The organism is Bordetella pseudohinzii, assembly GCF_000657795.2.
In the GTDB taxonomy this organism is placed as follows: domain Bacteria; phylum Pseudomonadota; class Gammaproteobacteria; order Burkholderiales; family Burkholderiaceae_B; genus Bordetella; species Bordetella pseudohinzii.
Map to the genome: position 1 here is coordinate 400796 of NZ_JHEP02000001.1, position 22683 is coordinate 423478.

A 22683-nucleotide genomic window follows, 5' to 3' on the forward strand; every position below is an offset into this window, starting at 1 on the left:
CCGTGGCTTGCCCGGTTTTCGGTAAACTGCGGTTTTGGCGGCCCCGCCCCCTGTTGCACCGATGTCCAAGACTTACGATATCCGCCCCGACCAGTCGGTCGAACTGCTCAAGGCCCTGCACATCCTGACCCGCGACGGCAAGATGAACCAGGACAGCCGGCGCAAGCTCAAGCAGGTCTACCATCTGTTCCAGTTCATCGAGCCCTTGCTGGCCGAGGTGAAGTCGCGTCGCGGCCGCGTCACCCTGGCCGATCACGGCGCGGGCAAGTCCTATCTGGGCTTCATCCTCTACGACCTGTATTTCAAGCAGCTGGCCGACGACTCGCACATCTACGGCATCGAGACGCGCGAGGCCCTGGTGCAAAGCTCGCAGGACCTGGCGCGCCGCGCCGGCTTCACGGGCATGTCCTTCCTCAACCTGTCGGTGGCCGAGTCCATCGTCTCGCCGCTTTTGCCCGAGACCATCGATGTGGTCACCGCGCTGCACGCCTGCGATACCGCGACCGACGATGCCATCCGCTTCGCCCTGGTCAAGCGCGCCGACCACATCGTGCTGGTGCCCTGTTGCCAGGCCGAGGTGGCCTCGGCCCTGCGCCAGCACAAGGCGGCGGCCCTGGGCGACCCCATGGCCGAGCTCTGGCGCCATCCCCTGCACACCCGCGAATTCGGCAGCCAGCTCACCAATGTGCTGCGCTGCCTGCAGCTGGAGGCCCACGGCTACCAGGTCAGCGTGACCGAGCTGGTAGGCTGGGAGCACTCCATGAAAAACGAGCTCATCATCGCGCAGCGCAAGGCCGATCGGCCCCGCCGCAAGGCCGCCCAGCGCCTCAATGAGATCCTCGACCGCGTGGGCCTGCCGCAATTGCGCGAGCGCTTCACCGTCCCCGCCGACCTCTGATCCCACCCATGACGATGTTTCTGCGCGCCGCCGCGCCGCTGGCCGCTGCCGCCCTCTCCCTGACGAGCCTGCCCGCGCGGGCCCATGATTGCGCCGCGCCGCTGTCGGAGGCAAGCTACCAGGCCCTGGTCTGCGCCCAGACCGCGCTGGCCGAACGCCAGGCCGCCCTGCAGGCGCGCTACGAAGCCTTGCGCGAGACGCTGGCCGACGACGAGGCCGACAGCCTTGCCGGCGACCAGGCCAAATGGCAGACCTTCGCCGAGGCCGATTGCGCCGTCTATGCCGACATGGCCGGCCGCGACAACGACGCCTGGCGCCTGACCTGGGGCGAGATCGCGCTGACGTCCTGCCGCGCGGACATGGCGGCCGCGCGCGAGCAAAGGCTGGGCCAGTACCAGGCCCTCATCAAGCGCCGCGGCGACCAGCGCGCGGCCATTCTGGCGCCCTGACGGGCCGTGTCAGCGCCCGTCCTTGCCGGGCGTCTCGTCCATCAGGCGCTGCCATCCCTCGTGGCCCAGCTCGCGCAGGGTCGCGATGTTCTTCTCGTAGATCTCGGCCGCGTCCGGAAAGGCCTCGACCGCGCGGTCTATGCTGTCTTCGCGCAGCAGATGCAGGATGGGATAAGGCGAACGATTGGTGTAGTTTTCGATGTCGTCCGGCTCGGTCTCGGCAAACTGGAACCGCGGATGGAAAGTGGCGACCTGCAGCTCGCCCACCAGCCGCATGCGCTTTAGCAGCCGCTCCGACAGCGCTTCGAAATCATTGAAATCATAGAAGTCCGGCAAGGCCTCGGGCAGGATGAGCAGCGTCGTGTCGACGGCCTCGGGGTCGGCTTCGGACAGCAGCATGAGCTCGGCTTCGAGGTCTTGCAGCACGCCTTCGGCGTCGGTGGCGTCGCTCACGGCATAACGCACCTGGCCCTTGATCTGCACGGCCTTGGCGAAAGGACAGAGGTTCAGCCCGATGACCGCGCGGTCCACCCAGCGGCGGACCTCGTCGGCGACGGCCTGGGCGGCGGAAGATTGCAGAATCATGCGAACCTCAGGCCAGGGGCATGGCGGCCATGGTCTGGGCCACGGCGGCGGTCAGTTTCTTGCCGTAAGGCACATGCAGGAACTCGTTCGGGCCGTGCGCATTGGACTTGGGACCCAGCACGCCGCAGACCATGAACTGCGCCTTGGGGAAGCCTTTTTGCAGCATGCTCATGAGCGGGATGGTGCCGCCCTGGCCGATATAGCCGCAGGGCGCGCCATAGTAGTCCTGCGAAGCGGCGTCCAGCGCCTTGGACAGCCAGTCCGCCGTGGACGGCGCGTTCCAGCCGGTGGCCGCGCCCTCGTTGGCATGGAAAATGACCTTGGCGTTATAGGGCGAGTCGGCCTCCAAGAGCGCCTTGATCTCCTGCGAGGCGGCCACCGCGTCGATCAGCGGCGGCAGGCGCAGCGACAGCTTGAACGCCGTGCGCGGGCGCAGCACATTGCCCGCGCTGGACAGGGGAGGCAAGCCCTCGGCGCCGGTCACCGACAGCGTCGGGCGCCAGGTGCGGTTGAGCAGGGCCTGTTCGGGATCGGTGGTCATGGGCAGCACGAAGCCGGCCTCGGCGCCGCAGCTCCAGGGAAAGCGGCGCCACACCTCATCGCCCAGGATCTGGGCCGTGGCCTTGACCTGTTCAACGCGGTCGGCGGGGATTTCGCAATGCAGGCTTTGCGGCAGCAGGCGGCCCGTGCCGCTGTCCTCCAGGCGGTCGAGCAGATGGCGCAGGATGCGGAAGCTGGAAGGCACCACGCCGCTGGAGTCGCCCGAGTGCACGCCTTCGTCGAGCACCTGCACTTCCAGCGTGCCGGCCACCATGCCGCGCAGCGAGGTCGTCATCCACAGCTGGTCATAATTGCCCGCGCCCGAATCCAGGCAGACCACCAGGGCCACATTGCCCAGGCGGTCGCGCAAGGCATCCACATAGGGCAGCAGATCGTAGCTGCCCGATTCTTCACAGGTCTCGACGATGCCCACGCAACGCGGACGCGGCACGCCCTGCTTGTCCAGCGCCATGATGGCGGTCAGCGACGCATAGATGGCGTAGCCGTCGTCGGCGCCGCCCCGGCCGTAGAGCTTGCCGTTTTCATACTTGGGCGTCCAGGGGCCCAGGTCCGAGCGCCAGCCCGAGAACTCCGGCTGCTTGTCCAGGTGGCCGTAGAGCAGCACCGTATCGCCGTTGTCCTTGCGCGTGGCCGGCACGTCGAAAAAAATGACCGGCGTGCGGCCCGGCAGGCGCACCACCTCCAGCGTCATGCCGGCAACCTTCTGCGCCTCCACCCATTGCGCGGCGTCGCGCACCACACGCTCGATATAGGCGTTTTTTTCCCAGTCGGCATCAAAGGCCGGGCTCTTGGCCGGGATGGCGATGTAATCGGTGAGCGCGGGGATGATTTCCGTATCCCACTTGTCATCGACGAAGGCCTGCAAGGCTTTCGGATCCAGGGTGGGCGGCAGGGCGTCGTCGGGTACACGGGCGTTCATGGGGGGTTCTCCTGTTGGGAGCGGCGTAGGGCGAAAGCCGTATTTTATGCCTCAAACTCTGCGCCCCGTTTCGACGTCGCTCCCGTTGATCAGGACGCCCGACGCCCTTTTTCTCCTGGTTAGTCCCTATGGTCGCATCCGGCCAGCTGACCTAGCTTTAATTAACATTTAAAAACATCAGGAACCATTATGAAAATAATGCGTAGGGGCTGCCTGGTGGTAATCGCTTGCCTGCTGCTCGTGGCATGCAGCTCCATTGATGTCTTCAATCAAAAGGCATACGAACAGGCCACCGCTCTGAAGGCCGAATCCCTGCTCCTCATTGACAAGGCCGGCGAGCCCTATGCACAGCATGCCAAGGAAGCTGAAGCCCTGCGATTAAATCTGGCCAAGGCCTATGAGTACGCCAAGGGCCGACCCAAGAATGACGAAATCACGCGCCAATGGGCCATCCTGATCGATCCCTCGCGTCATGCAATCGGGGGCCTGTTGGCCCGCTGGCAGAGCCAGAAGAAACTCAGCCCGGCCTCGGTGCGTGAGTCCAAGGGCGTCATTTCCGACCAATTCGATCAGATCATCGAGCTGGAAAGCGGCAAGCGCAAACCCGACACCGGGAAAGACAAATAGCGAGGCGCACCATGGCTACGTTCGAGCAGTTTCTTGAATCGCTGGACAAGGACATCATCGAATATGCGGAGCACAGCTGGTCGGCACTCAGGCAGGCGGCCACGGCGGACGCGCGGGCCTTCGTACAGAAGTCTCGCCAGGATCTGGAACGCTGGAGCCGCCTGCTGGCCCTGGGCGAGCTCAGCCGTGACGACTTCGATTGGCTGGTAAGAAGCAAGCGGGACTTGGCCGAATTAATGTCCCTGAAACAAAAAGGTCTGGCCAAAGTCGCCCTGGACCAGTTCGTCAACGGATTGATCGCCCTCATCGTTTCGGCAGCATTCAAGGTTTTCCTATGAACCTGACAACATCCATGCGTCCGCAGGCACGCCGAGCCCTGCATCTGCTGGTCGCAATGGCCGCGGCCTGCGTGATAGCCAGCTGCGTGTCGGTGGGTCGGCCCAGCGTGACACAGTTGGCCATTAGTGACCCGCCAGTCTTCATGACCTCGCATGCGCTGCGATTTTCAGCCGATGCTGTGAACAGCATGAGCGTACCGGCCGGCTTTCTGACTGACCTGGCGAGTATTCCGAAGATGCTGTGGTGGTGGCAGTCGCCCCATGAAGACACACTGGCCCCCGCCATACTGCATGACTACCTTTATTGGGAGCAGCCCTGCAGCCGCGACGAAGCCGATGCGGTGATGTATGTAAGCATGATCCAGGTCGGCATGAAAAAAAGCACGGCCGACCGCATATACCAAGGCATACGCACAGGCTTCGCCGTCGCGGCCTGGGATAACAACCGGCAGGCTCGCGCTGGCGGCGAGCCACGTTTTTTTTCCGCCGCTTATACCGAGCAGTTGATGGATGGCAATATCGAAGCTCAGGCCACTCTCGCCAAGATCCAGGCAAATGCCGTTCAGGCCAAGGGAACGGTGGTGGCCGATACTCCTGTCGACTCTATCCGGACCGTCTGCGCGGCGGCGGCGAAAAAGTTCACGCAATTGCGCAAGGGTTGATAGATAAGCCGGGCCTAGACGAATCAGCCGCCCGAAGGCGGCTGATTCATTCGATGTGTCAGAGCGTGATCAGCCCAGCCACACCCGCGCATTGCGGAAGAAACGCATCCACGGCGTATAGGCGCCGCCGCTGTCCTTCTCGCCCCATTGCGCCGGCGCCCAGGACATCATGACATTGCGGGTCACGCGCTCGGGGTGCGGCATCAGCACGGTGAAGCGGCCATCGGCCGTGGTCACCGAGGTCAGGCCTTGCGGGCTGCCGTTGGGGTTGAAGGGATAGGCTTCGGTCGGCGCGCCGCGGTTGTCGATATAGCGCGCGGCGGCCAGCACGCGGCTGGCATCGCCCTGCTGCGAGAAGTCGGCATAGCCTTCGCCATGCGCCACCGCCACCGGGATGCGCGCGCCTTCCATGCCGGCAAAGAAGATGGACGGCGAGGCCTGCACCTCGACCAGCGACAGGCGGGCTTCGTACTTCTCGGATTGGTTGCGCGTAAAACGCGGCCAGAATTCCGCGCCGGGGATCATGGGCGCCAGGGCGGCCATCATCTGGCAGCCGTTGCACACGCCCAGGGCGAAGGTGTCGGGGCGGGCGAAGTAGGCGGCAAACTGATCCGACAGCTTGCTGTTGAAGCGTATCGTGCGCGCCCAGCCTTCGCCGGCGCCCAGCACGTCGCCGTAGCTGAAGCCGCCCACGGCCACCAGGCCCTGCATGCCGGCCAGGTCGATGCGGCCCGACAGCAGGTCGGTCATGTGCACGTCCACGGCCTCGAAGCCCGAGGTGTCGAAAGCCCAGGCCATTTCCACCTGGCTGTTGCAGCCCTGCTCGCGCAGGATGGCCACGCGCGGACGCTTGCCGGTGGCGATGAAGGGCGCGGCCACATCTTCCTGCGGGTCGAAGGCCACGCGCGGCGACAGGCCGGGATCGGTGGTGTCATTCCAGACATCGAGTTCGGCCTGGGCGCAGGCCGGGTTGTCGCGGCGCGCCATGATGCGGTAGCTGACCTCGCTCCAGGCGCGGCCCAGTTCGGCGCGCGGCTGGCCCCAGATCTTCTTGCCGTCGCGGAAGAATTCGATCTCGTCGCTGGCGTTCAGCCCGCCGATGACATGCGAGTGGGCCGACAGGCCCGCGCCGCGCAGCACCTGCATGACGGCGTCGCGCTCCGAGGCCGGCACCTGGATGACGGCGCCGGCTTCTTCGGAGAACAGGGCCTTGAGCGTGAGCTCATCGCGCTGCACGGCCACCTGCTCGGGACGGATCTTGTAATCGCCCCAATCGGCCGACTGCGGATCGAAGGTCAGCATGTCGAGGTTGATCGACACGCCGGTGCGGCCGGCGAACGCCATTTCGGCCACGGTGGCGAACAGGCCGCCGTCGGAGCGGTCGTGATACGCCAGGATGGTGCCGGCCTCGGCCAGGGTGCGGATGGTCACGAAGAAGGCGCGCAGGTCTTGCGGCTGGTCGATGTCGGGCACCGTCTCGCCGACCTGGTTGTAGACCTGCGCCAGGATGGAGCCGCCCATGCGGTGGCGTCCGCGGCCCAAGTCGATGAAGATCAGCACGCTGTCGCCGGCATCGCCGCGCAGCTGCGGCGTCAGGCTGGCGCGCACATCGCCCACGGGCGAGAAGGCGGTCACGATGAGCGACACGGGCGCGACGACCTGGCGCGACTCGCCGCCCTCGGTCCAGGTGGTCTTCATGGACAGCGAATCCTTGCCCACCGGAATGGACAGGCCCACGGCCTGGCAAAGCTCGCTCACGGCCGAGACGGTGTCATACAGCGCCGCGTCCTGGCCGGCCACGCCGCAGGCAGCCATCCAGTTGGCCGACAGCTTGATGTCCTCCAGGCGGGCCACATCGGCCGACACCAGGTTGGTGAGCGCCTCGGCCACGGCCATACGGCCCGAGGCCGGCGCGTCCAGCATGGCCAGCGGCGTGCGCTCGCCCATGGACATGGCCTCGCCGCGGAAGCCTTCGTAATCGGCCAGCGTCACGGCGGCGTCGGCCACGGGGATCTGCCAGGGCCCGACCATCTGGTCGCGGCTGGACAGGCCGCCCACGGTGCGGTCGCCGATGGTGATGAGGAAATTCTTGTTGGCCACGGTGGGATGGCGCAGCACGCGATAGGCGGCTTCGGTCAGGTCGATGCCGGCCAGGTCCAGGGGCGCCGAGACGCCCGGCAGGCGCTGCACGTCGCGCGTCATGCGCGGCGGCTTGCCCAGGATCACGTCAATGGGCACATCGACCGGACGCACTTCGTCGGCGCCCTGCGCGCGCACGGTGTCCAGACCGGGCAGGCCTTCGCCGTCGACCACGCGCAGCTGGCGCGCCTCGGTCGCCACGCCCACGACCGCATAGGGGCAGCGCTCGCGCTGGGCGATGGCCTCGAAGCGCGCCAGGTCCCGCGGCAGGATGGCCAGCACATAGCGCTCCTGCGATTCATTGCTCCAGATCTCGGCCGGCGACAGGCCGGACTCCTCCAGCGGCACGCGCTTGAGGTCGAAGATCGCGCCGCGGCCGGCGTCGTTGACCAGTTCGGGGAAGGCATTGGACAGGCCGCCGGCGCCCACGTCGTGGATGGCCAGGATGGGGTTGGCCTCGCCCTGCTGCCAGCAGCGGTCGATGACCTCCTGGGCGCGGCGCTCCAGCTCGGGGTTGCCGCGCTGTACGGAATCGAAATCCAGCTCGGCCGAGTTGCTGCCCACGCTCATGCTGGAGGCGGCGCCGCCGCCCATGCCGATGCGAAAGCCCGGCCCGCCCAGTTGCACCAACAAGGCGCCCGGCGGCAGCGGATCCTTGTGCGTCAGGCCGGCGTCGATGCTGCCCAGGCCGCCCGCGATCATGATGGGCTTGTGATAGCCCCAGCGCGTGCCGCCGGCGGTCTGCTCGAAGCTGCGGAAATAGCCCAGCAGATTGGGCCGGCCGAATTCATTGTTGAAGGCCGCGCCGCCGATGGGCCCGTCGATCATGATGGACAGCGGCGAGGCGATGCGGTCCGGCAGGCCGTGATGATCGGCTTCCCAGGGCTGCAGCGCGTCGTCAAAGCGCAGGTGCGACACCGTGAAGCCCGTCAGGCCGGCCTTGGGCTTGGAACCGCGCCCGGTGGCGCCTTCGTCGCGGATCTCGCCGCCCGCGCCGGTCGCCGCGCCCGGGAAGGGCGCGATGGCGGTCGGGTGATTATGCGTCTCGACCTTCATGAGGGTGTGCACGACGGTGTCGCGGCGCACATAGCGCGCGGCCTCGGCGCCCTCGCCGGCCACGCCCGGCACGCCCGCCTGGAAACGCTGCGCGGGGCCGCCTTCCATGATGGCCGCGTTGTCGGAATAGGCCACCACCGTGCCTTGGGGCTGGGCCTTGTGCGTGGCGCGGATCATGCCGAACAGCGTATTGGGCTGCGCCTGGCCATCGATGACCCACTCGGCATTGAAGATCTTGTGGCGGCAGTGTTCGCTGTTGGCCTGCGCGAACATCATCAGCTCCACGTCGGTGGGATCGCGGTCCAGGTCGCCGAAGGCCTTGGCCAGATAATCGATTTCGTCTTCGGACAGGGCCAGGCCCAGGCTTTTGTTGGCCGCTTCCAGCGCGGCCCGCCCCTCGGCCTTGACGGCCACGGTGCGCATGGGCTTGCCGGCCAGGGGCGTGAACAGCGCCTGGCCGTCGAAATCGCCCTGCACCACGGTCTCGGTCATGCGGTCATGCAGGCAGTCGGCCGCGCGCGCCAGCATGTCGGGATCGAAAGACTTGCTGCCCAGCAGGCCGCGCTCGGGCGTGATGAAGTAGCGCACGCCGCGCTCGATGCGGTGCACGCTGTCCAGGCCGCAGTTGTGCGCGATGTCGGTGGCCTTGCTCGCCCAGGGCGAAATCGTGCCCAGGCGCGGGATGACCAGCAGCGCCAGGCTCTTGGCGCCCGGCTCGCCGGCGGCCGGCGTGCCGTAGTCCAGCAGCTGGACGAGATGGGCCTGCTGCTCGGCGGACAAGGCCTTGTCGGTTTGCACGAAATGTTCGTAGCGGGCGGATACGTCCGCCACCGGCAGACCGGCCTTTTTCAGTTGCGCGAGAAGCCGCTCACGGCGAAACGAGGACAGGACGGAGGAACCGGGCAAATGCTGGACAAGGGACACGATGCGGGCGCCGTAGGGAAGAAAGAGGAACAAACCGTGATTTTACCTGCTTGGCGGGGTAAACCCGGACCAAACCCCAAGGAAGCTCATTTCCGGCCCGAAGCGCCCGCCGGCCGCAGTTGTTACAAAATCACCCATTGGGGCCGCAAGCGGCATGCTGCATCGCAATAAACCCGCGCCCTCTCATGCACCCCAATGGGGCACATCCTGCGCTTATTCGCGACTTTCAGGCTGGCGTAAGCGCGAATTATTGCTCTGCAGCATGTTGCAATCGCCCCGCACCGCGGGAAAACACGAAGACATGCGGCGATTTCCCGACGGTAGGATGCAGCCTCCCCTTTACCTATCAGAGCTGTTCATCAGCCTTTGCCGCAGTTCGTGATGCAACGCCCCCAAGAAGAGCCGCTCGAACCCATCATCCCCACGGAAACCGATCCCCCGGTCAAAGTTCCTCTCGCCATCGAGGACTGGCTGGCCGTCATCCTACTGGCCGCCCTGGCCCTGATCACCTTCGCCAATGTCGTGGTCCGCTATCTGACCGACCAGTCATTCGCCTGGACCGAAGAGATCTCCGTCTTCCTGCTGATCGTGCTGACCATGGCCGGCGGCAGCCTGGCCTTTGTGCGTAACCACCACATCCGTATCGAGATCATCGCCGATAACGGCACGCCGCGGCGCCAGCGCATCCTGGGCCTGATCTCCAACGCCTGCGTGCTGGCTTTCTTTGTCCTGCTCACCGTGCTGTCGACCCGCCTGGTCTATGACGAGTTCCGCTTCGAGGAAACCTCGCCCGCCATCGGCGTGCCGACCTGGTGGTACTCCATCTGGCTGCCCATTTTCGCGGCCGGCATCACGCTGCGCGTGCTGGGATCGCTGATCCGCCTGGCGCGCAGCCGCCCGGAGGCCGGCCAATGATCGCGGCGCTGCTGTTTCTCGTCTTCATCGGCCTGATGGTCATCGGCGTGCCCGTGGGCGTGGCCCTGGGCCTGGCCGGCACGGCCGCCATCGCGCTGTCCAATACCGATGTCGCCTGGTTCGGCCTGCTGGCCGTGCCGCAGAACTTCTACGCCGGCCTGGCCAAGTATCCGCTGCTGGCCATTCCGATGTTCGTGCTGGTCGGCTCGATTTTCGACCGCTCGGGCGTGGCCAAGCGGCTGGTGGATTTCGCCACCGCCATCGTCGGCCGGGGTCCGGGCATGCTGCCCATGATCTCGATCTTCGTGGCGATGTTCCTGGGCGGGATCTCCGGCTCGGGGCCGGCCTGCGCGGCCGCCGTGGGCGCGGTCATGATCGCCGCCATGTCGCGCGCGGGCTATCCCAAGCCCTATTCGGCCGCCGTGGTCGCGGCCGGCGCGGCCACCGACATCCTCATCCCGCCTTCGGTGGCCTTCATCATCTATTCGGTGCTGGTGCCCCAGGCCTCGGTGCCGGCGCTGTTCGCCGCCGGCATGGTGCCCGGCATCCTGGCCGGCTTCGCGCTCATCATCCCGGCCGTGTGGATGGCGCGCAAACATGGCATGGGCCACCTGGAGGCCAGGCTGCCCCGCCCGCCCTTCTGGGCCAGCCTGCGCGAAGCGCTCTGGGGCCTGGCCGCGCCCGTCCTCATCCTGGGCGGCATGCGCATGGGCTGGTTCACGCCGACCGAAGCCGCCGTGGTCGCGGTCTTCTATGGCCTGTTCGTGGGCATGTGCGTGCACCGCACGATCACGGTCCGCGATCTGTTTCCCATCCTGCGCGAGGCCGCCGAGCTGTCGGCCGTCATCATGATGGTGGTCACGCTGGCCGGCATCTTCGCCTGGGCCCTGTCCACCCTGAGCGTCATCGATCCCATCACCCATGCCATCGTCAATTCCGGCCTGGGCGAGTATGGCGTGCTGGCGCTCCTGATCGTGCTGCTGATGACGGTGGGCATGTTCCTGGACGGCATCTCCATCTTCCTGATCTTCGTGCCGCTGCTCATGCCCATCGCCAACGCCTACGGCTGGGATCCGGTATGGTTCGGCGTCATCCTGACCCTGAAGGTGGCGCTGGGCCAGTTCACGCCCCCGCTGGCCGTCAACCTCATGGTGTCCTGCCGCATCGCGCGCGTGCCCATGGAATCGACCGTGCCCTGGGTGCTGTGGCTGCTGGCCGGGATGATGGCCGTGCTGATCGCGGTGCTGGCCTATCCGCAACTGGCACTCTGGTTGCCGCATCGGCTGGGCTATTAGGCCCGGCCCCATAACAAAGCAAGCACAAACGGAGGAGACACCATGAAGCTATCCAGACTGTTCGGCGCGGCCCTGTTGGCCGCCACCACCCTGGCCCTGCCCCAGGCCCAGGCGCAGACCTATAAGCCGGAATACAAACTGTCCATCGTGGTGGGCACCACCTTCCCCTGGGGCCAGGGCGCCGAGATCTGGGCCAACCTGGTGCGCGAGCGCACCCAGGGCCGCATCAACATCAAGGTGTATCCGGGCACCTCGCTCGTGCAGGGCGACCAGACCCGCGAGTTCACCGCCATCCGCCAGGGCGTGATCGACATGGCCGTGGGCTCGACCATCAACTGGTCGCCCCAGGTCAAGCAGCTCAATCTGTTCTCCCTGCCCTTCCTGATGCCGGACTATGCCGCCATCGACGCGCTGGTCCAGGGCGACGTGGGCAAGGAGATGTTCAAGTACATCGACAAGGCCGGCGTCGTGCCGCTGGCCTGGGGCGAAAACGGCTACCGCCAGCTCTCGAACTCCAAGCGTGAGATCAAGGCGCCGGCCGACATGAAGGGCATGAAGCTGCGCGTGGTGGGTTCGCCGCTGTACATCGACACCTTCACGGCGCTGGGCGCCAATCCCACCCAGATGAGCTGGGCCGACGCCCAGCCGGCGCTGGCCAGCGGCGCGGTCGATGGTCAGGAAAACCCCCTGTCGATTTATACCGGCTCCAAGCTCTACACTGTGGGCCAGAAGTATCTGACGCTGTGGAACTACGTGGCCGATCCGCTCATCTACGTGGTCAACCGCGACGTCTGGAACTCATGGAGCGAGAAGGACCGCGACATCGTGCGCCAGGCGGCGCTGGATTCGGCCAAGCAGCAGATCGTCATCGCCCGCAAGGGCGTCACGCCGCAAGATCCCTCCCTGCTCAAGGAGATCGAGGGCCATGGCGTGACCGTCACCAGCCTGGATGCCGGCCAGCACGCCGCCTTCGTGGCCGCCACCAAGGCCGTCTACGACAAATGGAAAAAACAGATCGGCGAAGACCTCGTCAACATGGCCGAGAAGTCCATCGCCAACCGTAAGAAATAAGCAGCAGCCCAAGGGGGAAGCGGTGGCGCATGCCACCGACGCAAGGCAGGGGCGTCATAACCCTTCCAAACCACGGGCGCTGGCCACAAGCCAGCGCCCGTTTCTTTGCCCGCGCCGCTGTCAGTCCGGATAGCGGACCTCCAGGATATCGAGCTCCTCCACCCCGCCCGGCGTGCGCAGGACCACGGTGTCGCCCTCGCGGGCCTTGATGAGGGCGCGCGCCACGGGCGAGATCCAGCTGATCTTGCCCGCCAGGGGCTCGGCCTCGTCCACGCCGACGATGGTCACCGTGTGTTCCTCGCCAGCCTTGTCGGCATAGACCACGGTGGCGCCGAAAAACACCTGGTCGCGGTTGGGCTGCTGCGAGGCATCGACCACCTCGGCGATGTCCAGCCGCTTGGTCAGGAAACGCATGCGCCGGTCGATTTCACGCAGCCGCTTCTTGCCATAGAGATAATCGCCGTTCTCGGAGCGGTCGCCGTTGGACGCCGCCCAGGAAACCACCTGCACCACGCTGGGCCGCTCGACATTCATCAAGTGGGCCAGTTCGTCGCGCAGACGCGCATACCCCTCCGGCGTCATGTAGTTGCGCGTGCCCGCCGGCAATGCCTGCGCCTGAGGCACATCCTCGTCGTCGTCGCGATCGGATTCTTTGACAAAAGCCTTGTTCATGGCAAAACCGCTGCGTATGAGGCGCCAGCCGGGCGCCGGGTCAGGAGGGAAGGCTCAGAGCCAGTCGTGCCAGACCGGCTTCAGGTCGTCCGGCAGGGGAGGCAGGCGGCCCAGGTCGGCCTTGCTCTCGCGCACGCTGTGAAAGTCCGAGCCGCGCGAGGCCAGGAAACCATAACGCCGGGCCACGCCCGCGTAGTGCGCGGCTTCTTGCGCGGTATGGCTGCCAGTCACCACCTCGATGCCCTCGCCGCCGAGCTGCAGAAACTCGTCGAACAGCGCCGCGAACTGCAAGGGCGTGTATTTGTAGCGGCCGGGATGCGCGATCACGGCGCGGCCGCCCGCCCCGCGTATCCAGCCCACGGCCTCGGCCAGGGTGGCCCATTGCATGGGCTCGTGCCCGGGGCAGTCGTCGCCCAGGTATTTATTGAATACCGTCTGCACATCGGGGCAATAGCCCGCCTCGACCAGGTAGCGCGCAAAATGCGTGCGGCTGATGAGCTCGGGATTGCCGGCAAAAGGCAGGGCGCCCTCATAGGCGCCGGGCATGCCCAGCGCCGCCAGGCGCTCGCCTATCCGCAGCGCGCGGCCGGCGCGGCCGGCGCGCGTCTTGCGCAGGCCCTCGACCAGGGTGTGGTCTTTATCGTCAAAGCACAGCCCCACGATATGCACCGTCTGCCCGGCCCAGGTCACCGAGATCTCGGCGCCCGTGAAATAACGCAGCCCGACTTCGGCGGCCGCGACGCGGGCCTCGTCCTGGCCGCCCACTTCGTCATGGTCGGTCAGGGCCCAGACGTCCACCCCATTGGCGCGCGCGCGGCGGGCCACCTCGGCCGGCGGCAGCATGCCGTCGGACACCGTGGAGTGGCAATGCAAATCGATATTGAGGCGGGCGCTGTCCATGCGGCTATTGTAGGCCTGGCCGAAGCGGCTGGAAAATACCGTCCGTCCCTGTTCTGTCAATCCGCCTCCAGAAAGCGGGCGACGGGCGCGATCTGTTCCGGCGTCATCAACGTAGGCGCATGCCCGACCCCGGGAAACACCACCTCCTGCGTGCGCGGATTGCGCTGGCGCATCTCCTGGACGGTGGCCTCGGTCAACAGATCCGATTGCTCGCCGCGCAACACCAGGATGGGGCAATCCAGCCCTTCATAGGCATGCCAGAGCAGGCGCTCGCCGGCCTCATAAGCCTGCGGGCTGGCCTGGGCGGCCAGCGCCAGCGCGATATTGAGGTCGTAGCGCTTGATCCAGTGCTGGCCCTCGCGCACATAGCTGTGGTCGGCCAACTCCTGCCAATGCGCCTCGCTGTGCGGCCCGAAGGTGGCGCAGGCCAGCTTGGTGGCCTGCACGGCTTCGTCAAAGGTGTTGAAAATCCCCGGCGCGCCGACGTTCTCGCAAATGCGGTCCAGCGCCCCGCGCTGCAGGCGCGGGCCCACGTCGTTCAATACGATGCGGTCAAAGCGCAGGTCTTGCGCGGCGGGCAAGGGCGCGCCCGCATGGGTCTGCGCGGCGTGAGCCTGGCGCGCCAGACCCAGGGCGCCGGCCAGGCCCAGCCCGATCAGCCCGCCCATGGAAGTGCCCACCCAGGCCAGGGAAGCCGGCTGCAGACGGGCCAGCAAGGTCATCATGTCCGAAGCATATTGGGCAATGGTGTAGTGCATGGGATTGGTCAGCCAATCCGACTGCCCGCGTCCCACGACATCCGGGCACACCACGCGATAGCGCGCCGACAGGCGCCGGGCCAGATGGTCGAAATCCCGGCCGTTGCGCGTCAGGCCATGCACGCACACCAGCACGCGCGCATTGTCAGGATCGCCCCACTCCCAATAGGCCATGCGATGAAACCCTGCCGGACTGACGCAGGTGACGGAATCCAGACGCGGTTCTGACATGACGGGCCCTGTAGACGGGAAACATATTGAGGTCCATCTTACCCCCGCCCGGACGGCCTTGCCCAAAGACTGACCACCACGCCGGAGATGATGCACAGCGCGGCGACGGCCAGCTCCGGTCCCGGCCGTTCGCCCAGCAACAGCGTCGAACCGAGGATGCCCACCACCGGCACCAGCAACAGGCCCAGCGAGGTCAGCCCCGAAGGGATCGCGCGATTGACCGTGGTCAGCGCCCAATAGGCCACCGCGATGGCAAACACCCCGCCATAAAGCAGCAGGCCGAAATCCCGCGCGCTCACGGCAAAGCGCGCCGGGCCTTCCAGCGCCAGCGTGATGGGCAACAGCAGCAGGGTCGCCAGCAAGGCCTGCCAGAAGGTGAGCTCGAAAGGCGGCGTCAGCCAGCGGTGCGCCCGGATATAGACAATGCTGCCGGCCCAGCACATGGCGCCCAGCAGGATCAGGACATTGCCGCGCCAGGCAGCGCCGTCGCGCCAATCGAAACCGGCCGGCTGAAACAGCACCAGCAGGCCCGCCAAGGCCAGCGCCGCCCCCAGCCATTGCCCTCGGGTGGGCCGCTCGCGCAACGCCACGGCGGCCAGCGGCAGCACCCACAGCGGTGTCGTATAGGCCAGCAGAACCGACCGCCCCGCGCTCACCTGGCTCAAGCCCACGCTCACCAGGGCCGAGAACGCCGTCATGTGCAAGACGCCGACCGAAGCGATCACCGGCCAATCGCCCCGACGCGGCCACACCAGCCGCCGCCGCGCCAGGCACAGCAGGAACAAGGCGACCGTGCCCAGCGCCGAGCGCAGCAGGACTATCCACAAGGGCGGCAGGTCTTCGAGCAGCATTTTGCCGAAGGGCCAGTTCAACCCCCAGCAGATGGCGACCAGCACAAGCAGGATGAAAGCGTGACGTCGGCTCATGGTTGCGGCAGGATAAAAGCGTGCGCCCATTCTAGGTAGCGCGCCGCCGCCACGGCCAGTCCAGGCTGTGCTCGAATCATAAGGCCAGTCAAGGCACAAAGCCGTCCCAGCGCTCATGCCGCCAGCCGCTGACGCGCAGGCGGGCGCCCGACTCCACCACCACCGCGCCATCGCGGTCGCTGCGCCAGACATGGGCGCCCGCGCGCTCCCAGCGCCGCACGGCCGCCGCCGCCGGATGCCCGAAGCGGCTGAAGCGGCCGGCCTGGACAATGATGTGGCGGGCCTGGGCGGCGGCCACCAGCGCCGGGCTGGAGGAGCCGGCCGAACCATGATGCGGCGCCAGCACCACCTCGACAGCGGGCAGGCTGGGCGCCCAGTCTCTTTCCTGCGCGGCCGCCACATCGCCCGGCAGCAAGGCCCGCTGCGAGCGGCCCTCGATCAGCAAGACGCAGCTGCGCGCATTATTGCCCTTGGGCCAGAGCGCCCGCTCGCCCGATGGGTGCAGAAAGCGCAGACGCACGCCGTCCATTTCCCAGCCCAGGCCGGCGCGGCACTCGTGCTGGCGCGCCGGCAAGGGCAATACGGCGGGCAAGGCCTCGCCATCGCGCTCGCGCAGACGCCGCTCGCGCGCCAGCCAGGCCGGCAAGGCGAAAGACGCCCAGGACTGCGCCACCGGCAAGGCCGACAATACGCTGAGCAGGCCGCCGGCATGGTCCATATCGGCATGCGACACCACCAGGTGGTCCAGGCGGGTGATGCCGCGCGCCCGCAGATAAGGCAGCACCAGCCGCTCCCCCGCATCCCAGGAGCGATAGTGGCGCGGCCCGGCGTCATACAGCAGGACGTGGCGGGCGGTCTCGAGCACGACCGCCGTGCCCTGCCCGACATCCAACGCGGTCAGGCGCCACTCGCCCTCGGCCGGACGCTCCGGACGCCAGGCCAGCATGGGCAGGACGCACAGCCACCCCACCCAGCGCGCCGGCCAACCCCAGCCCTGCAGGGCCCAGGCCACGCCCGCCAAGGCCAGCAGCAAGACCCATAAGGGCGATGCCGCCACGGGCAGCGTGGCCCAAGGCCATTGCACCAGCCAGGACAGCGCCCGCATCAGCCAGGCGAAACTCTCGTGCGCCGCCACGCCCAGGCCGCCCGCCAGACCGTCGGCCAGCCCGCCGGGCAGGCTGGCCAGCAGGCCCGTGAGCAAGGCCAAAGGGGTCACCCACAGGCTGACCCACGGTATGGCCACCGCATTGGCCAGGGGCGATACCAGCGACACTTCGCCCACCCAGAAGGCCAGCAAGGGCAGCAGGCCCAGTGTCACCGCCATCTGGGTACGGCAGAAATCCCAGGCCGCCGCCCGCAGGCGCTGGCGCCTGTCGCCCGACCGCGGCGTCAAGACCACGCGCATCAGAATCGCCACCGCCCCGAAAGACAGCCAGAAGCCCGGCGTCATCACCGCCCAGGGGTCGAGCACCACGACGGCCATCGCGGCCAGCAGCAAGACCGTGACCGGCCTGAACGACAGGCGCGCCTGCAAGGCCCAGGCCACCACGGCCAGCATAAAGAAGGTGCGGCGGGTCGGCACGCTCCAGCCAGCCAATAGGCAATAGCCAAGCGCCACGGCCACCGCCGCGATGGCGGCCGCGCGCTGCGCCGCCCAGCGCTCGGCCAGATAGCGTCCGCGCCAGCGCACGCGCGGCCATACCCAGCGCGCCACCGCCGCGGCCAGCCCCGAGAGCATGGTCACATGCAGCCCGCTGATCGACACCAGATGCGTGATGCCGCTGCGGTTGAAGACCCGCCAGTCTTCGGGGCGCACCGACTGCTGGTCCCCCATGACCAGGGCCGTGATGACGCCCGCATAAGAACGCTCGCCCAGGACCTCGGCCAATCTGGCGCGCAGGCGATGCCGCGCGCGCTCCAGCGCGTGGCCCCGGGGCGGGGCCAGCAGCTGCGGCCGGCCGCGCACCGATGCCGTGGCGCCCACGCCTTCGGCATGCAGGCGCCGCTCCCAGTGCGGGCCATGCGGATTGGCCGGACCATAAGGCCGCCGCAACACCAGCGCCATGCGCCAACGCTGGCCCGGCACGAGCTCGGGCACCTTGCCGCCCGGCAGCGCCCGCCAGTTCACGCGCACCTGGGGCGGAACACCAGGCGGCCGCGAGGCATCAAGCCGGGCCATGAATGTCCGCCCGGCCGCGTCGCCTTGCGCCAGGCTGGCGACGGTCAGCGGCAAGACAAAGATCTGGTTGTCATGCTCGCTGGCCAGCAGGCCGCTGTCCCAGGAGGCGCCGCGCCCCAGCGCAAGCAAGACAGCCAAGAGCGCCAGCCAGCCCATCCCCCCTCTGATCGCCAGGCGCCTACGCCACACTACCGCCGCTCCAGGACACAAAGCTCGAGTCTGCGGCCTGCACGCACCCGCCAGGGCCCTAGGTGTATCTCCGCATGACTTCGTGGAACTACCTGGCTGGCCGCCTGGCGGCGGGAAGCGCTAGCCGGCGCATGACCGAAGCGGCGGACCGCGCGGCGCTAGCCATCATCGCCGCGCGGGTCTTCCTGTGCTCAGTAGTCAAAAGATATCGGCGCCAGCAGGAACATGTGCTTGCCCGTGCCCTTGTCGAACACTTTGACCTTGAGGTTGGCACGCTTGCCCACATCCGCCGCAGAGAACGTGCCCTTGGGCCAGCTCACCCGGATGTCGTACAGCCTCCGCCAGTCGTTCGATCGCACCACCTGGACGCGGAAGGCGGCCGCCGCCCGCTTGGCAAACTCACTGTCATCCGCGCTCGTCAGGATTTTGACCGCGGGCGTGCCGCCCGAGTAGTAGGACTGCGGAACAGCAAGAAGGACCGCGGAGGTGTCGGAGGTGGCAACGCCGTGGAACTTCTGCTCAAAAAACATGAGATAGTTGAAATCTTGGCCGCCCTTCGTGAACTTGTCCGCATAGTTGCGCTTCGCCACGACAGTGGGTACGCCATTGACGTCCGTGACCAGCGACACAACGCCGCCCGGGACATCCATGGGCGAGGAAACACGGAAAGTGCCATCGCCCTGCGTCCGCGTCCGCTCTTCGTCGCCGCCGGGGAAACGCAGCACAACATCGGTGTTGGGCTGGGCCTTGCCCGAGACGGTGATGATGCCGTTCTTCGGATTGGTGTCGATCTGCGTGATCGCGATGGCCGGCACGAATTCGTCACGGTAGTCTTTCTGCACCTCGGGGCTGGCATTTCCCGCCGGATTCGTGGCGGACACCTGGATGATGCCCGAAAAGAGGTCATCATCCGACGTCACCGAATAGCTGCCATCCTTGCCCGCCTTGACGGTCTTGCTCACGCCATCGGGGAAACGGACCGTCACGTCATTGTCAGGATCTGCCGTGCCGGCCACCGTCACCACACCCGAGGAGGTATCGGTCGTCACGCGGGTGATCGTCGGCGCGGCCGGCGCGCTCTTGTCCACCGCATCGACGTATTCCTGCGTGGTTTCCGGGCTCTTGTTACCCGCCGGATCAGTGGCCGTCACGCCGATCGTACCCGCCGGCACATCATTGGCCGACGTCGCCGTATAGACGCCCGCGCCATCGGCCTTGACCTTCAGCGTCGTGCCATCCGGGAAGCGAACCGCCACCTCGGCGCCCGCCTCGGCCTTACCCGTGACAGTCACCTGGCCGGACGACGGATCGGTCGCCACATGGGTGATCGTGGGCGCGGCCGGCGCGGTCTTGTCCACGGCATCCGCGTAGTTGCGGGTGGTCTCGGGGCTGGCGTTGCCGGCCTTGTCGGTGGCCAGGACACGGATATCGCCCGCGACCATGTCGCCATCCGAGGTCGCGGCATACCCGCCATCGCCCGCGGCGACGACCGTCTTGCGCGTGTTGTCCGGGAAGTTGACCGTCACATCGGCGCCCGGCTCGGCCTTGCCCTTCACCGTGATGCGGCCAGAGGTCGCGTCGGTCGCCACATCGGCGATGGTCGGCGCGGCCGGCGCGGTCTTGTCGGCGGCATCCGCGTAGTTGCGGGTGGTCTCGGGGCTGGGATTGCCGGCCTTGTCGGTCGCCAGGACGCGGATATCGCCCGCGACCATGTCGCCATCCGAAGTCACGGTATACCCGCCGTCGTCGCCGGCGGTCACCGTCTTGCGCGTGCCGTCCGGGAAGCTGACCACCACCTCGGCGCCCGGCTCGGCCTTGCCCTTCACCGTGATGCGGCCGGTGCTCGCGTCGGTCGCCACATCGGCAATGGTGGGCGCGGCCGGCGGCATCCTGTCCGTGGAGTCCGCGTAGTTGCGGGTGGTCTCGGGGCTGGGGTTGCCGGCCTTGTCGGTCGCCTGGACGCGGATATCGCCCGCAACCATGTCGGCGTCCGAAGTCACGGTGTAACCGCCGTCGTCGCCGGCGGTCACCGTCTTGCGCGTGCCGTCGGGGAAGCTGACCACCACCTCGGCGCCCGGCTCGGCCTTGCCCGTCACCGTGATGCGGCCGCTCGCGGCGTCGGTCGCCACCGTGGCGATGATGGGCGCGGCCGGCGCGGTCTTGTCCGTGGCGTCGTCATAGGGGAGCGTCGCTTCGGGGCTCTTGCCGCCCGTCTTGTCCGTGCTCTGCACACGGATGTCGCCCGCCACCATATCGCCGTCCGAGGTCGCGGTATAGGCGCCGTCGGCGCCGGCATTGACCGTCTTGGTGGTGCCGTCCGGGAAATGGACATCGACCTGCACGCCCGGCTCCGCCCGGCCGGCCACGGTCACGCGGCCGCTGTCGGCCTGCGTGGTGACCGTGTCGATCGTCGGCGCCGGCACCACCGGCGGCTGGTAGTTCATGGTCGTGCTCGCTTCCTTGTGCGTCTGCGGATGCGTGGCCTGCACCACCACCTGGCCCTGCGCGACCTCGCGCGTCGAGCGCACCTTGAACAAGCCCTTGTCATCCGCCTTGGCCAGCACCGACTCGCCATTGGGGAAGGACACCTTGATATCGACCTTGGGCTCCGTCTTGCCCTGCACCTCCAGCGTGCGATCGGCCGCCAGCGGCACCAGCGCCGTCACCGCGACCTGCAGATCGCCCAGCACCACCTCGTCGACGTACTGATGGCTCACTTCGCGGCTGCTGTCGCCCTCGGCGTTGCGGGCACGCAGGACGATGACGCCCGAGGGCTGATCGCCGGCGGAGGTGTAGACAAAACGGCCGGCGGCGTCCGCCGTGGCGCTGCCCATCGTGCCGTCGGGCATGCGCACGGTCACCGTCGCGCGCGGCTGGGTCGTGCCCATCACCGTCACCCGGCCGTCGGCCTGATGGGTGGAAACCTGGCTCACGGCCAGCGGCAGGATGATTTGCTTGCGCCGCGTATTGAGCACGATGCGGTTCTCGCGCTCGACCAAGGCATGCCGGCGGGCGTCCAGCGAGAAGGCCGGCGCGCCCGAGGTGTCGCGCTGCAGCTGCTTGGACAGCGGCTCCGAGAGATTGATGGACAGGCCCAGCTGCACGCGGGTTTCGCGGCCGCCGCCGATCACCTTGGTCTGCTCCAGACCCACGCTCACCAGGGGCACCGGGCGATACTCCACGCCGACCTTGAAGCCCTTGGCGCCAGCCTGCGTGCGGCCGTTGTCGAAGTAGTCCACGTGGGCGCCGTTCCAGCGGAAATGCGAGGCCTTCAGGCTCAGCCCGGGCGCGAACGCCGGACGGTAGCTGACCCCCACATCCATGCCCGAAGCGGGCTTTTCTTCGCGGCGGTTATCGCGCTTGGCGCCCTTCCAGCCGGAAATCGGCGCATACACATTGCCGTACAGGCTGAACTCCGGCGCGATCGCCTCCACCCCGACGGAGCCGCGCAGATGCTGCTTGCCGAATTCATAATCCAGGAAGCCGTTGACGCCCACCATCAGCGCATCGTTGACCTCGCGGCGATACACCGCGCCCACATTGGCCGTGGGACGGTCGTTCTGGTTGTGCGCCCCCAGCTGCACCAGGCCGGTGTTGCGCCCGGAGCGGTAGACCTCGTCGATCGTGTTCAGTTGCACCGAGGTGCGGCCCGACTGGAAGTCGTGGCTCAAGCCGCCTTGCAGATTGCGCAGAAAGGGCAAGCCGGTTTCCCGAGCCAGGTTCACGCCATCGCGCAGGACATCGTTGACCTGGGCCTGCGCTTCCCGCTTGAGATAATCGCTGTCGACGCGGGCGCCGGGCTCGCGCTCGGCCTGGCGCCGGGCAAGCGACTCGGCCTGGGCGGCCAGCTTGCGCGCCAAGGCGGAATCCTGTTGCGCCTCCTGCGCCGCCCGGGCCGGACGCAGCGTCGGCGCGCCCTGAGCCAGCGCCGCCAGGGGCAGCAAGGCCTGGGCCAGGATGCTGCCGCCCACCATCGCGGCCACGCCACGGCGGGCGCGCTGGCGGCTGCGGCGCGGGCTGCCCGACTTGCCGCCCGCGCGCGCCGATTCGCTAGCAACGACCCAGGCGCCACGGACCAATGACCAGACTACGCGGTAGATGTTCTTGTTCATGGAAGTTCCTTGAGTGTTTGGCGCACTGCCCGGAAATCGCAGGCAAAACGACGCCCTGGCTGCTTGGAAGCGGCCGACTATCGATTAAGGGAAAATTGAGCTCAAAGAGGCTGTGTCACTGGCATCCAGAGGACTTCGACTACATGACCCTGAGCACTTGGGAGAACTTTATCGATTAGGTCGGACGAAATAAGCCGCCTGATTCCTAGGCTCGTGTAGGACATTTCCTAAGAACAAAGACCAGACCTACGGGAAGATCAGGGCTGGCGCGGCCACT

General features: G+C 67.2%; 17 protein-coding genes. 8 read left to right on the forward strand and 9 right to left on the reverse strand.

The window, feature by feature from the left end; translation table 11 throughout:
• The first annotated feature begins 61 nt into the window (after positions 1-61).
• On the forward strand, positions 62-898 hold the full coding sequence (locus L540_RS01740) for a class I SAM-dependent methyltransferase (RefSeq protein WP_043211382.1): 837 nt from the start codon (positions 62-64) through the stop codon (positions 896-898).
• Between the two features lie 8 nt (positions 899-906).
• Complete coding sequence (locus tag L540_RS21405) at positions 907-1347, forward strand: lysozyme inhibitor LprI family protein (protein WP_231584726.1); 441 nt, start codon at positions 907-909, stop codon at positions 1345-1347.
• A 9-nt stretch (positions 1348-1356) separates the two neighbouring features.
• On the opposite strand, the gene L540_RS01750 is transcribed toward L540_RS21405, so the two are convergent.
• Positions 1357-1932, reverse strand: coding sequence for a DUF1415 domain-containing protein (locus L540_RS01750; RefSeq protein ID WP_043211384.1), 576 nt, complete (start codon positions 1930-1932; stop codon positions 1357-1359).
• 7 nt (positions 1933-1939) lie between these two features.
• Positions 1940-3412: a M20 family metallopeptidase gene (locus tag L540_RS01755; RefSeq protein WP_043211387.1), complete on the reverse strand. Its 1473-nt coding sequence runs from the start codon at positions 3410-3412 to the stop codon at positions 1940-1942.
• 189 nt (positions 3413-3601) lie between these two features.
• On the opposite strand from L540_RS01755, the gene L540_RS01760 reads away from it, so the two are divergent.
• From L540_RS01760 to L540_RS21185, 3 genes are read left to right on the forward strand one after another with little or no spacing between them, the layout of a single operon-like run.
• Positions 3602-4039, forward strand: coding sequence for a hypothetical protein (locus tag L540_RS01760; RefSeq protein ID WP_043211389.1), 438 nt, complete (start codon positions 3602-3604; stop codon positions 4037-4039).
• Positions 4040-4050: 11 nt separating this feature from the next.
• The gene (locus L540_RS01765; protein WP_048025733.1) at positions 4051-4377 is read left to right on the forward strand and encodes a hypothetical protein; all 327 of its coding nucleotides are present in this window, start codon (positions 4051-4053) and stop codon (positions 4375-4377) included.
• The gene (locus tag L540_RS21185) at positions 4374-5039 is read left to right on the forward strand and encodes a DUF1353 domain-containing protein (RefSeq protein ID WP_082149514.1); all 666 of its coding nucleotides are present in this window, start codon (positions 4374-4376) and stop codon (positions 5037-5039) included. Before L540_RS01765 ends, L540_RS21185 begins: the two co-directional genes overlap by 4 nt.
• Before the next feature lie 69 nt (positions 5040-5108).
• Here L540_RS21185 and purL read toward each other — a convergent pair whose 3' ends face one another.
• Positions 5109-9158: a phosphoribosylformylglycinamidine synthase gene (gene purL, locus L540_RS01775; protein ID WP_043211420.1), complete on the reverse strand. Its 4050-nt coding sequence runs from the start codon at positions 9156-9158 to the stop codon at positions 5109-5111.
• Between the two features lie 381 nt (positions 9159-9539).
• Between purL and L540_RS01780 the strand changes: the two genes are divergently transcribed.
• The 3 genes from L540_RS01780 to L540_RS01790 are packed head-to-tail and all read left to right on the forward strand — an operon-like array spanning position 9540 to position 12439.
• Entirely contained in the window at positions 9540-10073 is a 534-nt protein-coding gene (locus L540_RS01780; protein WP_043211422.1) for a TRAP transporter small permease, read from the forward strand.
• Positions 10070-11368: a TRAP transporter large permease gene (locus L540_RS01785; RefSeq protein ID WP_043211397.1), complete on the forward strand. Its 1299-nt coding sequence runs from the start codon at positions 10070-10072 to the stop codon at positions 11366-11368. The genes L540_RS01780 and L540_RS01785 overlap by 4 nt, the downstream gene beginning before the upstream one ends.
• A gap of 42 nt (positions 11369-11410) precedes the next feature.
• The gene (locus L540_RS01790) at positions 11411-12439 is read left to right on the forward strand and encodes a DctP family TRAP transporter solute-binding subunit (protein WP_043211399.1); all 1029 of its coding nucleotides are present in this window, start codon (positions 11411-11413) and stop codon (positions 12437-12439) included.
• Positions 12440-12559: 120 nt separating this feature from the next.
• Here L540_RS01790 and greB read toward each other — a convergent pair whose 3' ends face one another.
• The 6 genes from greB to L540_RS01820 form a co-directional block, all read right to left on the reverse strand.
• Positions 12560-13111: a transcription elongation factor GreB gene (gene greB / locus L540_RS01795; protein WP_043211401.1), complete on the reverse strand. Its 552-nt coding sequence runs from the start codon at positions 13109-13111 to the stop codon at positions 12560-12562.
• Between the two features lie 54 nt (positions 13112-13165).
• On the reverse strand, positions 13166-14011 hold the full coding sequence (locus tag L540_RS01800) for a 3',5'-nucleoside bisphosphate phosphatase (protein WP_082149524.1): 846 nt from the start codon (positions 14009-14011) through the stop codon (positions 13166-13168).
• A gap of 56 nt (positions 14012-14067) precedes the next feature.
• Positions 14068-15000, reverse strand: coding sequence for an alpha/beta fold hydrolase (locus tag L540_RS01805; protein WP_197085621.1), 933 nt, complete (start codon positions 14998-15000; stop codon positions 14068-14070).
• Positions 15001-15038: 38 nt separating this feature from the next.
• On the reverse strand, positions 15039-15926 hold the full coding sequence (locus tag L540_RS01810; protein ID WP_043211405.1) for a DMT family transporter: 888 nt from the start codon (positions 15924-15926) through the stop codon (positions 15039-15041).
• 88 nt (positions 15927-16014) lie between these two features.
• Positions 16015-18294: a DNA internalization-related competence protein ComEC/Rec2 gene (locus tag L540_RS01815; RefSeq protein ID WP_269430861.1), complete on the reverse strand. Its 2280-nt coding sequence runs from the start codon at positions 18292-18294 to the stop codon at positions 16015-16017.
• Between the two features lie 191 nt (positions 18295-18485).
• A complete protein-coding gene (locus L540_RS01820; RefSeq protein ID WP_082149515.1) occupies positions 18486-22406 on the reverse strand; it encodes an inverse autotransporter beta domain-containing protein in 3921 nt (1306 codons plus the stop codon).
• Positions 22407-22683 lie beyond the last annotated feature (277 nt).

Coding starts and splice junctions, on each gene's coding strand:
- L540_RS01760 (WP_043211389.1), top strand. CDS start 3,602: ATGAAAATAATGCGTAGGGGCTGCCTGGTGGTAATCGCTTGCCTGCTG.
- L540_RS01740 (WP_043211382.1), top strand. CDS start 62: ATGTCCAAGACTTACGATATCCGCCCCGACCAGTCGGTCGAACTGCTC.
- L540_RS21405 (WP_231584726.1), top strand. CDS start 907: ATGACGATGTTTCTGCGCGCCGCCGCGCCGCTGGCCGCTGCCGCCCTC.
- L540_RS01790 (WP_043211399.1), top strand. CDS start 11,411: ATGAAGCTATCCAGACTGTTCGGCGCGGCCCTGTTGGCCGCCACCACC.
- L540_RS01800 (WP_082149524.1), bottom strand. CDS start 14,011: ATGGACAGCGCCCGCCTCAATATCGATTTGCATTGCCACTCCACGGTG.
- L540_RS01765 (WP_048025733.1), top strand. CDS start 4,051: ATGGCTACGTTCGAGCAGTTTCTTGAATCGCTGGACAAGGACATCATC.
- L540_RS01810 (WP_043211405.1), bottom strand. CDS start 15,926: ATGAGCCGACGTCACGCTTTCATCCTGCTTGTGCTGGTCGCCATCTGC.
- L540_RS01750 (WP_043211384.1), bottom strand. CDS start 1,932: ATGATTCTGCAATCTTCCGCCGCCCAGGCCGTCGCCGACGAGGTCCGC.
- L540_RS01785 (WP_043211397.1), top strand. CDS start 10,070: ATGATCGCGGCGCTGCTGTTTCTCGTCTTCATCGGCCTGATGGTCATC.
- greB (WP_043211401.1), bottom strand. CDS start 13,111: ATGAACAAGGCTTTTGTCAAAGAATCCGATCGCGACGACGACGAGGAT.
- L540_RS01755 (WP_043211387.1), bottom strand. CDS start 3,412: ATGAACGCCCGTGTACCCGACGACGCCCTGCCGCCCACCCTGGATCCG.
- L540_RS21185 (WP_082149514.1), top strand. CDS start 4,374: ATGAACCTGACAACATCCATGCGTCCGCAGGCACGCCGAGCCCTGCAT.
- L540_RS01820 (WP_082149515.1), bottom strand. CDS start 22,406: ATGAACAAGAACATCTACCGCGTAGTCTGGTCATTGGTCCGTGGCGCC.
- L540_RS01805 (WP_197085621.1), bottom strand. CDS start 15,000: ATGTCAGAACCGCGTCTGGATTCCGTCACCTGCGTCAGTCCGGCAGGG.
- L540_RS01780 (WP_043211422.1), top strand. CDS start 9,540: ATGCAACGCCCCCAAGAAGAGCCGCTCGAACCCATCATCCCCACGGAA.